At 67.6% G+C, this 11,915-nt stretch carries 13 protein-coding genes; 2 read left to right on the forward strand and 11 right to left on the reverse strand.

The genetic code is table 11. The annotated features are described in order from the left end of the window. Positions 1–26 precede the first annotated feature (26 nt). Genes mdcH through mdcA form a run of 7 tightly spaced genes read right to left on the reverse strand, consistent with a single transcriptional unit; the run spans position 27 to position 6,008 of the window. Positions 27–944: a malonate decarboxylase subunit epsilon gene (mdcH, locus tag ABE464_RS04935; protein WP_346470997.1), complete on the reverse strand. Its 918-nt coding sequence runs from the start codon at positions 942–944 to the stop codon at positions 27–29. Continuing rightward, on the reverse strand, positions 941–1,807 hold the full coding sequence (gene mdcB / locus ABE464_RS04940; RefSeq protein WP_346470998.1) for a triphosphoribosyl-dephospho-CoA synthase MdcB: 867 nt from the start codon (positions 1,805–1,807) through the stop codon (positions 941–943). The genes mdcH and mdcB overlap by 4 nt, the downstream gene beginning before the upstream one ends. Further along, positions 1,804–2,442, reverse strand: coding sequence for a malonate decarboxylase holo-[acyl-carrier-protein] synthase (gene mdcG / locus ABE464_RS04945; RefSeq protein WP_346470999.1), 639 nt, complete (start codon positions 2,440–2,442; stop codon positions 1,804–1,806). Before mdcG ends, mdcB begins: the two co-directional genes overlap by 4 nt. Before the next feature lie 3 nt (positions 2,443–2,445). Next, positions 2,446–3,150 carry a biotin-independent malonate decarboxylase subunit gamma gene (gene mdcE, locus ABE464_RS04950; protein ID WP_346471000.1) on the reverse strand — a complete coding sequence of 235 codons (705 nt, stop codon included), beginning with the start codon at positions 3,148–3,150 and terminating at the stop codon, positions 2,446–2,448. After that, positions 3,141–4,037: a biotin-independent malonate decarboxylase subunit beta gene (locus ABE464_RS04955; protein WP_346471001.1), complete on the reverse strand. Its 897-nt coding sequence runs from the start codon at positions 4,035–4,037 to the stop codon at positions 3,141–3,143. The genes mdcE and ABE464_RS04955 overlap by 10 nt, the downstream gene beginning before the upstream one ends. Next, entirely contained in the window at positions 4,034–4,354 is a 321-nt protein-coding gene (gene mdcC / locus ABE464_RS04960) for a malonate decarboxylase acyl carrier protein (protein WP_346471002.1), read from the reverse strand. The genes ABE464_RS04955 and mdcC overlap by 4 nt, the downstream gene beginning before the upstream one ends. 10 nt (positions 4,355–4,364) lie before the next feature. Continuing rightward, positions 4,365–6,008, reverse strand: a complete 1,644-nt coding sequence (gene mdcA / locus ABE464_RS04965) for a malonate decarboxylase subunit alpha (protein ID WP_346471003.1) — start codon at positions 6,006–6,008, stop codon at positions 4,365–4,367. A 142-nt stretch (positions 6,009–6,150) separates the two neighbouring features. On the opposite strand from mdcA, the gene ABE464_RS04970 reads away from it, so the two are divergent. Further along, positions 6,151–6,546, forward strand: coding sequence for a hypothetical protein (locus ABE464_RS04970; protein WP_346471004.1), 396 nt, complete (start codon positions 6,151–6,153; stop codon positions 6,544–6,546). Positions 6,547–6,680: 134 nt separating this feature from the next. On the opposite strand, the gene ABE464_RS04975 is transcribed toward ABE464_RS04970, so the two are convergent. Genes ABE464_RS04975 through ABE464_RS04990 form a run of 4 tightly spaced genes read right to left on the reverse strand, consistent with a single transcriptional unit; the run spans position 6,681 to position 11,013 of the window. Beyond that, positions 6,681–7,286, reverse strand: coding sequence for a DUF2894 domain-containing protein (locus tag ABE464_RS04975; RefSeq protein WP_346471005.1), 606 nt, complete (start codon positions 7,284–7,286; stop codon positions 6,681–6,683). Then, on the reverse strand, positions 7,276–7,923 hold the full coding sequence (locus tag ABE464_RS04980; RefSeq protein ID WP_346471006.1) for an OmpA family protein: 648 nt from the start codon (positions 7,921–7,923) through the stop codon (positions 7,276–7,278). The genes ABE464_RS04975 and ABE464_RS04980 overlap by 11 nt, the downstream gene beginning before the upstream one ends. Next, positions 7,920–10,325, reverse strand: coding sequence for a DUF802 domain-containing protein (locus ABE464_RS04985; RefSeq protein ID WP_346471007.1), 2,406 nt, complete (start codon positions 10,323–10,325; stop codon positions 7,920–7,922). The genes ABE464_RS04980 and ABE464_RS04985 overlap by 4 nt, the downstream gene beginning before the upstream one ends. 10 nt (positions 10,326–10,335) lie before the next feature. Beyond that, the gene (locus tag ABE464_RS04990; protein ID WP_346471008.1) at positions 10,336–11,013 is read right to left on the reverse strand and encodes a DUF3348 domain-containing protein; all 678 of its coding nucleotides are present in this window, start codon (positions 11,011–11,013) and stop codon (positions 10,336–10,338) included. A 125-nt stretch (positions 11,014–11,138) separates the two neighbouring features. Between ABE464_RS04990 and ABE464_RS04995 the strand changes: the two genes are divergently transcribed. Next, positions 11,139–11,909 (forward strand): cyclic nucleotide-binding domain-containing protein, encoded by a 771-nt coding sequence (locus tag ABE464_RS04995; RefSeq protein WP_346471009.1) that lies wholly within the window; start codon positions 11,139–11,141, stop codon positions 11,907–11,909. The last annotated feature ends 6 nt before the right edge of the window (positions 11,910–11,915 follow it).

Consider the following 11,915-nt stretch of genomic DNA (forward strand, 5'->3'; position numbering starts at 1 on the left):
GTGATGCAACCCTTACCGGCGATCCCTCATGCGCGTGCGCATGCGCGGTCCACCCACTCCAGTACGCCCTCAAGCGTCTGGAAATCCTCCACGGAACGGGCCTCGAGCTGCGGATGCAGCTCCCGTGCGCGACGACTCAACGCCGCGCCCGGCCCCAGTTCCAGAAATACCCGGCCACCACGCTCGACCGCCTGCTGCAGCACCGTCTGCCACTGCAGCGGTTGCGCGATCTGGGCCGACAACGTGGCCACGACGCGCTCGACATCGCCGACCAGGCGGCCATCGATACCGGCCAGCAGCCGCAGCTGGGGTGCGCGCAGCGCGACGGAGTGCAGCAGGTCCTCGAAACCCTGCGCGGCGACGGTCAGCAGCGGTGTATGCGCCGGCACGCAGACCGGCAGCGACACCACCCGCGCACCGCTTGCCGCGGCCTCGGCCGAGGCGGCCTCGAGTGCGCTTCGTCCACCGCCCAGGACCACATGGTCCGGGCCGTTGACGATGGCCAGGAAAATGCCGTGCGCCGCGCACAGGCGTGCGATGCGGACATCGTCCAGCCCTATCACGGCCAGCAGCCCGGCATCGTCCGGGGTTGCTGCGTCCATCAGGCGCGCACGCTTGCGTGCCAGCCGCAGGCAGGTGGCCGTATTGACACTGCCGGCCACCGCATGAGCAGCCAGTTCGCCCGCGCTGTAGCCCGCTACGGCGGTGATGGCGGGCAGGGCGTTGCGCAGCGCCGCCCAGTGCGCGAGCGCGGCGGTGCAGACCAGCGGTTGTGCCAATGCATTGCGGAAACGCGTCGTGTCGGCAGCGATCTGTTCGACGGGCGTGCCGAGCAATTCACCAGCCAGATCCAGCACTGGCTGGGCCAGCGGATTGCCGCGCACCCGTTCGAACATGGCCGGGTGCTGGCCGCCTTGGCCGGGGCAGAGCAGGACCAGGCTCATGCACCCTCCTGCTGGTGCAGGAACCAGGCGCAGGCGAGCAGATCGGCGCTGCCACCCGGGCTCAGGCGCTTGGCCTCGAAGGCGTCGCATACCGGCCCGAGCCGTGCCCGCCAGCCGGGCTGCAGGGCGCCGCCCTCGGCGAGGAAGCGACGTGCCTGCTGCTGCGCGAAGGCCAACCCACGCTCGCCACCGCGATGCAGCAGGTTGAGATCGGTGGTGACCGCGATGAGCGACATCAGCGTCTGCACCATCGCCGCCTGGCGGTCCTGCGTGGCACGCAACGCGGCCTGCAAGGTGGGCAGGGCGACGTCGCGCAACAGCGGGAAGCCCTGCGCGGCCTGCTCGCGGACACCGGCAACGCCATGGCGCTGGCGGGCACGCTGGCCGGGGCTGTCGCTGTTCAACGGTGCGGTGAGCAGCGCGGGTGCCCAGTAATCGCGTACGGCCTGGCATACCTCGATGCCCTGGGGGCGCGTTCCGGCGGCGTGCCGAAGCCGCGCGGATGCCGCGACCAGCAGCCCCAGACTGAAAATGGCACCGCGGTGGGTATTGACGCCGCCGGTGGCGCGCACCATGGCCGCTTCGGCGTCGATGCCATACGCGCGCAGGTCTTCAAAGGGCGTGCCATGCGCGCCAGCGGCAGCGACGGCCACGAAGTAGCCGCGCAGGGCGAACAGGCTGCGCAGGAAGGTGCCCGCGTCCATGTCCTGGTGGCTGCCCTGGCTCCAGGGCGTCACCAGGCCCGGCTTGGGCGCGCAGGCCAATTCTGCATGCAGGCTGGTGATCGCCAGCCGACCCAAACGATGCGCCGCCGCCGTGGGGAAAGGCGGGACTGCCGGAACGGAGTGCAGAACAGCGCTCATGCGACGGCCTGTAGCGAAAGCAGCGCGTCGCGCGGTGACAGCCAGCAGGCGTCACTGGTTTTGACCATCACCCGGGTGGCGCCGCTGGCGTACTCACGCCAGCTCACGGCACGCTCGCCCGGAAAACGCAGTTCGCCATCGATGCGCAGCCGGTGGTCGCGTTCCCAGCGCTGCATGCGGGTGGCCAGCCGATCCGCCTGAACGTGATCAGCCACCTCCCAGAGCAGATCCAGGTCCGAGGTGGCCTGCAGATAGGGCAGGCCCGTCAGGCTCTGCCAGGCAAAGCTGCCGAACACGCGTGGCGGCATGTCCAGCGCGCTGGTGTCGGCCAACAGCAGGCGCACCTCGTCACGCCACGGTGCGGCAAGGCCTTCGATTACGTCGGCCAAGGCCGGTGGCGGTGTGGTGCGCAGCACATGGCATGCTTCGATGCGCAGCGACAGCCGTTGGCGTTGCTCTGCCAACGGCAACGGCACGCCCAGCCGCAGCTGATCGCCATCACTGGCCGGATCGCGTCGCGCCACCACGAACGGCAGGCGCGCCTCGGCCCACGCCCGCAGGCGCGCCTCCGCGCCCGTGGTCAGCACCTGCCACGGCGCTTGGTGATCGAGCCAGACCAGGTCGTGGCGGCGCATGGTTCAGGCCTCGCCCGCGGCCACGGCAGCGGCGACATCGCGCGCCAACAGGCGGCCACCACGCTCGGCGCCACGGTCGCGGCGTTGATCGCCGGTGATGGGTGCGGTGAGCGCATCCACCAACGCCTGCGCGAGGTCGCCCTCCCAGACGGCCTCCACGGCGCCCATGCTGGCGTAGTTCTCCACGCCCGGCGCGAACACCGGCGAGCTTTGACTCAGTGCCTGCAGCTTCTCCAGCGGTTGTTTGGTGACGCGGGCCATCGCGCGCAGGTCCATCACGCGCACCTGCGCTTCGGGCAGGGCGAAGATGCGGTCGGCCATCAACCCGAACGACAGGAAGCCGCCGCTCACGGACTCGCCATACACCAGACTGACCAACGGCGCGCCGCGGCGGCGGGCCAGATCCAGCGTACCTGCCAGATGCGCGAAGTAGCTGTTGATGCCGAGCATTTCATCGCGCCGTGCCAGACGCTGGCCGGCGGTATCGACCAGCATCACGATTGGCCGTTGCGGATGTGCGCGGGTGCTGGCGAGCACGGTGTCGGCGAGCGCCAGTGCGTGATCGACCCCGACCTCCAGCTTGTTGGCGGTGCCGATGATGGTGACATCGCCAATGGCGGTAGTTGCGGTGCCGCCCAGTACATCGCCTTCGCGGGTGACCGCGTGGCCGAGCGGGAACAGGGCATCGAGCAGTGGCGTCAGTTCCATGGCAGGCTCCGGTCCTTGACGGCATCAAGGAAGTCAGCGGTTTCCAGCAGCGACAACTGCTCGGCATCGGCAATGCCCTGCAGGCGCCAGACCTCCAGCCCATCACGGCAGCCGCCGTAAGCGGTGATTCGCGCAGCAAGCCGGGCGTGCGCCTGATCAATCGCGTCCAGCGGATCCTGCGGCTCGGCATGTGCGGCTATCAGCGCCGTTGCGGCATCCCCGAATGCCTCGATGCTGTCGGGCACCAGCTGCACGGCATCGCCGATGAGATAGCGGTGTTTGCCGCCGGTCACGCGCCACACCAGGGCACGGTCACGCGAGTCGAACTCCTCCACGCCACGGACGGTTTCGATTACTTCCGGGCCGGACAGCGAGAGACGACCCTCTTCGGACATCACCACCGCCGTGCAGCAGCGGGCGACGATGCCCATGCCGCCGAACGCACCGTTGCCGCTGCCAATCAGCGCGAACACGGGAATCCCGGCGGCGCGCGTGACGAGCACCGCACGCATGATTTCGGAGATGGCGATCAGGCCGGCGTTGGCTTCATGCAGGCGCACGCCACCACTGTCGAGCAGCAGCAGCACCGCATCAGGGGGCACCGCAACGGCGCGTTCCAGCAGGCCGGTGAGCTTGGCGCCGTGCACTTCGCCCACGCCGCCGCCCATGAACTGGCCCTGCTGCGCGGCGATCAGGACACTGCGGCCGTTCAAGCTGCCCGCACCGACCACGATGCCGTCATCGAACGCACCCGGCTGATCCAGCTGGGCCAGATGTGGGCTGATGATGCGGCGGGCCGGACCCACAAATTCCGTGAAGCTGCCCGCATCGAGCAGGCCGTGGATACGCTCGCGGGCATCGGCCTCGTAGAAACTGTGACTGCTCACGGGGCGCCTCCTTCCTGCAGGGTTTCCAGCGCCTGCTGCAGGCGCAGGCTGACCACCGCCGGTGTCGCGCCGGCATCGTTGATCGACAACCGCACGTTGCGCAGCGGGTGGCGTGCGGCGAAGTCGGCCAGCACCGCCTGCCAGATGGTGTCGAAGCCGGTGGCCGAGGTGATCACCTCGATCTCCATCGCACCGTCCAGCGGGGTGGGTTCGATCAGCACTTCCAGATTGCCCGAGGCGACCACGCCGACCAGCGCGTGATGGCCGCGATCGGTGAGGTCGTGCTGCCCGGGGAAGCGATAACGCAGGGTTTCCATGGCGTGCCCCTTACCAGTTGCGGAAGCGTTTGGGCGGGTTGTACAACCCACCGGACCAACGCACGAGATCCTTGACCGAGCGCGCGGCAAGCAGGTCGCGGCTGGCATCGCGGGTGCAAATGCCGAGGTCTTCCGGGCGGCGGATGATGCCGCGATCGCGCAGGTTCTCCACCATCGCGCGGTCGCGGCCCAGGCCGACCGCGGTGTAGCCAGCCACGCCACGGATCGCCTGTTCGCGTTCCTCCGGGCTGCGGCACAGCAGCAGATTCGCGATGCCTTCTTCGGTCAGCACGTGGGTGACGTCGTCGCCGTAGATCATCACCGGCGGCAGCGGCATCTTCGCGCGCTCGGCCAGATCCCAGGCATCCAGGCGATCCACGAAGGCCGGTGCCATGTGCTCGCGGAAGGTTTCCACCATCTGCACGACCAGCTTGCGCCCGCGCGGCATCTGCCCCGGCAGTGCAGCCTCCTGGCCGGCCTTGAGCCAGGCCGGGCTGGCGTGGCGGCGGCCGCGTGCATCCGAGCCCATGTTGGGCGCGCCGCCGAAGCCGGCGATGCGGTCGCGGGTGGCGGTGGAACTGTTGCCCTGCAGATCGATCTGCAGCGTGGAGCCGATGAACATGTCGCACGCATACAGGCCGGCGGTCTGCGAGAACGCGCGGTTGGAGCGCATGCTGCCGTCGCTGCCGGTGAAGAAGACATCGGAGCGCGCCTCGATGTAGCGCTCCATGCCCAGCTCCGAGCCGAACGAATGCACGGATTGCACGAAGCCCGATTCGATCGCCGGGATCAGCGCCGGATGCGGATTGAGCGCCCAATGCGTGCCGATCTTGCCCTTCAAGCCCAGCGATTCGGCATACGTGGGCAGCAGCAGCTCGATCGCCGCGGTATCGAAACCGATGCCGTGGTTGAGGCGCTGCACGCCGTACTCGGCGTAGATGCCCTTGATGGCCATCATCGCCATCAGCACCTGGATCTCGGAGATCTGCGCCGGGTCGCGGGTGAACAGCGGCTCGATGTAGTTCGGGCGCGGCGCCTCGGTGACGAAGTTGACCCAATCGGCCGGGATATCGACGCGGGGGAGGGTGTCGACGATTTCGTTGACCTGCGCGATCACGATGCCGCCACGGAACGCAGTGGCTTCGACGATCACGGGGGTGTCTTCGGTGTTGGGGCCGGTGTAGAGATTGCCGTGGCGGTCAGCGGCCTGCGCCGCGATCAGCGCGACCTGTGGAGTCAGATCAATGAAGTAGCGGCCGAACAGTTCCAGATACGTGTGGATCGCCCCGATCTCGATACGGCCCTCGGCGACCAGATTGGCCAGCCGGCCGCTTTGCGGGCCGGAGAAGGAGAAGTCCAGGCGCTGGGCGATGCCGCGCTCGAAGACATCCAGGTGCGAGGGCAGGGACAGCACGGACTGGACCATATGCAGGCCGTGGACCTGCGCGGGATCGAGCTGGGCCAGGCACTCAGCGAGGAAATCGGCCTGCTTCTGGTTGTTGCCTTCCAGGCAGACCCGGTCGCCCGGCTCGAGCACGGTGTGCAGGAGCTGGCTGACATCGGCATGCGGCACCAGGCGCCCAAATCCGGCGTCGGTGGCCCGCTGCAGCCTTGCCTGGCGGCGATCCGCAAGCGTGTTCCAGTCTCGAGCCATGTGGCGCCTCTTCATAATTACGCTGTAATTACAAAGCTACCACCGCGATTTGGCGGGGACAAGAGGGGGCGTGAAGATCAAGGCTGGGGCAAGCGCATTCAGGTAGAGTGGTCGGAGAACGGGGTGACGGGAGTTTCAATCCATGTGGCGACAACTTGGGGCGTTGCTTCTGGTGTTGGCATTGGTATTCGGGGCCGCGTACTTCCTGGGCATCTCAGTAGTGGCTCGAAGTAATTTTGAATTCGACACAAGCGACGTGCTGTCCTCGGCTGCCGGCATGTGGTTCGCGCTGTTTGGCGGGCTTATCGCAAGGCAGTACCGGTTCGCGATCATCGTCGGCGTGCTGTACGTCTGTCTCTGGGGAATGGCGGCTTACTTCGTCAACGCGGGAACCCAGGCAGGCTTCCTGCCAATCTTCCGCATCAATGCACCGAACGTCGTGGTGTCCGTCCTGAGTGGCATGGCGGGCGCATGCGTTGGCGTGTTTGTTCGAAGCGGGCCACGGCGCGCCGAAGCGGAGGTCCATTCTGAACCATGACATTTGACGAGGCAGTGCCCGCTCCTAAGCCTGCTCCGCGATCATGAACCCAAGCAGTCCTGTGCCTGCACTTGATCGGCGCTGGTTTTGATACCTCATCCCTGGATTCTGCGCTCACAGGTTAATGAGAAACCTCAGTTTGCTGCCTTGCCCGCACGTGGCCGCCGCGGCTTCGCCCCCCGCGGCACGACCTTCGGTGTCGCCACAAGCACGCCCCACTGATGCAGGTGCTCCATGCCGGACAGCGCATCCAGGTACGCCATGAAATGCGTCAGGTAGCCGGACGAGGTCTCTTTCATCAGCGTCAGCGCGCGATGGACCAGCACGCCGGAATTCAACGGCCCGCCATTGGTGGGCATCTGGGCCAGAGATTCCTTGAGCTGGCTCGCATTGCGCAGCTTGGCCCACGTCGCACGGACCTCGCCCAGCACCGGCAATTCCGGATACGCAGCATTGTGCTGCCCGGTCAATTCCGTGACCAGCGCCTGCAGGCCAGTACGGCCGCATGACAGGCCCGGTTCGGAGGGAACCGATGCCGCTGCCCCGGCAATCCGCTGAACGTAATCTGCCACCAACGCATCCAGCTTCGCCTGCAGCAGCGCCCGCACCTCGCCCTCATGTGCCTGCGCGCGGGCATGCAACGCCTCGATGACGGCAAAGCGCGTGCGGTCTATCTGGTCGAGCTTGTCCGCTCGCCAGTTTTCGAGGATCCCATCGGTTGCGGCAGGATTACGGGACATCCGCAGCCTTGCTCGCCTTGGGCTTGGGAATCGGCGCAATCTCAACACGGCGATTCTTCGCGCGGCCTTCTTCGTCTGCGTTGGAACTCACCGGCTGCTCGGAGCCAAACGCCGCGGCAAACACCGCATCCGACGGCACGCCCTCGGCGATCAGGGTGCGGGTCACGGTCAACGCACGCTCGGCAGAGAGTTCCCAGTTGTCGGCGAAGCGCCAGTTGCCATCGCGCACCTGCTGGTCGTCGGTGAAGCCGCTGACCATGAGGATTTCCTCGCGCGAGGCCAGGTAGCCCTTCAGCGGCCCGGCCAGGCTCTTGAGGACGTCGACGCCCTCGGGCTGCAGCGTGTCCGAGTTCAAGGCGAACAGCACATTGCCGCGGATGCCGATGCGGCCATCCACCAGCGTCACGCGCCCGGCCGCGAGCGGGCCGGCCAGTGCCTGCTCCAGCGTCTGTCGACGCTGTACTTCGGCCTGGCGCTGCTTGACCTCTTCATCCAGCCGGTTGGTCAACTCCAGTTGCAGCGCAACCACGCCGACCAGGATCAGCACGAACGCGCCGAGCAGCACCGACATCAGGTCGCCGAAGGCGGCCCAGATCGGGGCGCCTCCGTCGGCCTCGACTTCGATCTCGTCGCTCATGCCGAGGCGGCTCCGGCCTTGCTGCTGCGGCGGCCGGCCAGCTGCTGCAGCTCATCGATGATCTGCTTCTGCGAGAGCACACTGAGGTCGATGACCTCGCGTGCCTGGGCCACGTAATAGGCCAGCTGCTCGTCACTGCGAGCCAGCGAGCCATCCAGCGAGGCGGCGATCTGGGCCAGGCGCTCATTGAGGCCATCGCTGGCGGTGCCGAAGGACTGCACGGCGCTGCCGAGCGCGTCGGCCAGGCTCGCCACTTCCACCGCACTGCCGGTGACCTGCGCGGCCACGCTGCCCAGCTTGCCGGTCTCGGCTTCAATGTGATCGGTGAAGCGGGTGCCGACCCGGTCCAGCAGCTCGGCCGAGGTCGATACCAGTGCATCGACGGCGACGCGCTGTTCGTTGGCGGCGTGGTTGACCGCATCCAGCAGAGTCTCCACGGTCGCCAGCAGGCGGCTGCGTTCTTCCAGCGTGGCGGTGTCGCGGACCAGGCTGTCGGAGAGTTTGCTGCGCAGCTCGGCCACGACATCGGCCGCGGCTTTGGGCGCTTCCGAGGCCGCCTGGACCAGGCGCGAAATCTCGCTGATCGTCTCGCTGGCGTGCGCCTGGGCCTGCTGGGTGATTTCGTTGGCGGTGCGGGCAAGGGTGTCGCAGATTTCCTGCTGGCGGCTGGCCACGCTGGCGCCGGTCTGCTCCCAACGCTCGCCGAGGCTGGCGCTCATGCCGGTGAAGGCGTCGGTCCACACGCTCAGGCGCTGCTGATCGCGTGCTTCCAGCGCATCCTGCAGCTGTGCATGCGACTGCTGCATCGCATCGCCCAGCGACACCGCCTGCGCCTGCAGCGTTGCGGCGGCGGCATCCAGCGCCTGTTGGTGACGCTCGCTCAGTGCGGTTGCGGCCGCATCCTGGCGGGCCAGGGCCTGCTGCCATGCCTCGGCGATCTGGGCGGTGGTGGCGTCCATGCGGCTGCCGACCGCGTCGATCAGACCGGTGGCCCGGGCGTCATGCGTTTCGGTAAAGCTGGACAGCGCCGTGCGCAGGTCGCCGGTGAGCGCCGCATGGGTCTGCTGCTGCGCAGCCTGAGCCTCCTGCCAGCGCTGCGCGGTCGCGTTGAGCTCGGTCGAGACTGCTTCAAGCAACGCGCTGGAGCGCTCGCCATGCTGCTCGGCGAACTGCGCCAGCGCGCTGCGCAGCTCGGCCGCCATGGCTGCATTGGTTTGCTGCTGTGCGGACTGGGCAGCCTGCCAACCGTCAGCAGTGCTGACCAGCTTCGCGGAGACCGCGTCGAGCAGGCCAAGCGCGCGTTGATCGTGCTGCGCGGCGAATCCGTCCAGCGCGGCCCGCAGGTCGGTGGTCAGTGCGGTGTTGGTCTGCTGCTGGCCGTCCAGCGCGGCCTGCCAGGACGCGGCGGTGGCGGTGCGGCTGGCGTCGAAACCCTCGGTCAAGCCGGTCAGCTGGCGCTGTACCGCCGCGGTCACAGTCTCGTGCATCGCGGCGTTGGCACGTGTAATGCCGGCCAGCGTGGTGTCCATCACCGGCTGCAAGGCAGCACCTACGGCGCGTGCGCTTTCGGTGACGCTGTCCTTGAGCGCCTGCTCGATGGCGGCGGTCAGGCGGGCATATTCCTCGTCGGCCTTGGCATGGAAACTCTGCTGGTTCGCCAGCAACCGCTCGCCCGAGACGTTGCTCTGCTGCTCGATCGCGGTGGTCATGGCCTGCAGCCGTTCCACCAGCGCCGGCATCAGTTCGGCCTGCTGCTGCAGCAACCGGAAGGCCTCATTGCGCTGCCAGGACTGCGAATGCGTGTGCAGGGTGGTCGCGATCTCCACGTCCAGCCGCTGCACCGCTTCCAGCCGCTCGCGCCGGCACAGGGCCGAAAGAAGGCCGAGCATGGCCGAGGTGGCGACACCTGCGATCGAGGTACCAAACGCGACCGCAAGGCCTTCCACCGGCGCACCCAGCGAACCGCGGATCGCCTGCAGGTCGGTCGCGCTTTCCAGCGCGAGGCCGGTACCGCGCAGCGTCGCCATCATGCCGAGCAGGGTGCCGAGCATGCCCAGCAGCACCAGCAGGCCGACCAGATACGGGGTCAACACCGGGCCGGGCAGGGCGACGCGCTCACCTTCCACGCGCAGCCGAACGGCATTGCGCAGGCTGGGATGCAGCTGCCCCAGCCAGGTGGCGAGCCCGGCGCTGGCGGTGCCGGCACTGGCGCTGGCGGAGGCAAGCGAAGCGGTGGCCTGTCGGTAGCGATACAGCTCGAGGCCACCGGCAAGGTAGCAGACGGCGATCAGCAGGGCGACAGCGAAACCGACCGGATTGGTGGTGGCATAGCCCGCCCCGATCCAGCACACCGCAACAAGGCCAAGCAGGAAAACAACGTAGTGAAGACTGGTTCTGAACATGACGTCCCGGTTAGTGGGTGCGAAGCGCTGCAAGCAGCCCTTCTATCGGTTGAAAACGAACATCCAGCTCGGCCAGCAGCAGGCTCTGCATGTCACGGCGGAACACCTCGAGCCAGGCATCATCACTGCCGGCCTCGCGCAGGCGCTCGAAATGCACGCCGAGCAGGACAGGCACCTTCGCGAGCAGGCTGTGCTCGCGCGCGCTCAGGGTCTGCTCCATCAGCGCATCGACTTCGGCGAGCCTGGCCATCCCGGGCGAGATGCGGGTCAACATGTCGCGCAAGCGTCCGCGTAGACGGCTGGTGTCCCGGAGCATGGCCCGCTGCAGCGCCAAATAGCGCTCGCGGAACACGGTGTATTCAACAGTGCCGTCGGCCCTGTCGCCTGCCAGCCCCTGGCGAGGGTGTTTGGCGCCCTCAGGTTCCTGAACAATGGTCGCCTCCAAAGCAGCGCGGATCCGCTGGCACTCGGCATCCTCGTCGGCATCGAAGTCCGGGCCCTCCACGGCAGGGGGGAGACGGCCATCGAGCGCCTTGGACAGGGTCACCGCCCGCGTCCAGTCCACCCACTCGCTGAGTCGGTCGGACAGGGCAGGCCCCCCCGAGGACAGGTTGCTCTCAGCAAGGCGGGCCAGCAGCCGGATGAAGGCCGGGCCCGGGACAGGCGTCCGTTGCGCGGTTTTGGCCATTGTTCCGGTTAAAACGGCGAATTTTACACCTGAAGCGGCTCGCGCTGCTGGCGCGGGCGTTCATACGGGCCGGCTGCGGTGGGGCATCGCGTATCATCGCCAAGCGCTCTTTCCTGCATCGAACCATGTCGCTCCCCTCGTCGCTGCACCCACCGATCGGCCCGGTCACTCCGAACCCGGCCGCTGCAGATGATGGCGATGCCCTGCGCTTCTGCACCACCTGCGCGTTCTCGGATGCCTGCACCTCGCAGGGGTACGACAAAACGGCCTTGTCGGAGCTGCACGTCCTGGTCGACCACGTGGGTCCGTTCCAGCCGGGCGAGATCATCTTCCATGCAGGCGATCCGTTCGACGCCATCGCGGCGGTCCGCGCCGGCATGGTCAAGACCTTCATCACCGACACCCAGGGCAACGAACAGGTGCTCGGTTTCAGCCTGCCCGGCGAGGTGATCGGCCTCAATGCGATCCACGATGGGCGTTACCCGTGCCATGCTGTGGCGCTCGATACCGTGCACCTGTGCCGCTTCTCGTTCCCGAAGATGAGCCTGCTCGCTTCGCGGATGCCCGGGCTGCAGTCGCGGTTGTTCAGCCTGCTCAGCGCGGAGATCGGCAAGGTCGCCCTGCTGGCCGCCAACCATCGCACCGATGCGCGCATGGCGGCGTTTCTGCTAGACCTCTCCCAGCGCTATGCGCGTCGCGGCTTTTCGGCAACGCGGTTCCGGCTGGTGATGGCCCGTACCGACATCGCTAACTACCTGCGGATGGCGCCGGAGACGGCCACCCGGGTGCTCCGCCGTTTCCACGATGAGGGCCTGATTGCGATCGAGCAGCGCGATGTGGCGCTGCTCCAACCCGCGCGACTGTCTGCGCTGGCGTCACCTGACGCAGCGGACTGAGGCGTC

It is taken from the genome of Stenotrophomonas sp. TWI587 (assembly GCF_039674145.1).
In the GTDB taxonomy this organism is placed as follows: Bacteria; Pseudomonadota; Gammaproteobacteria; order Xanthomonadales; family Xanthomonadaceae; genus Stenotrophomonas; species Stenotrophomonas maltophilia_AY.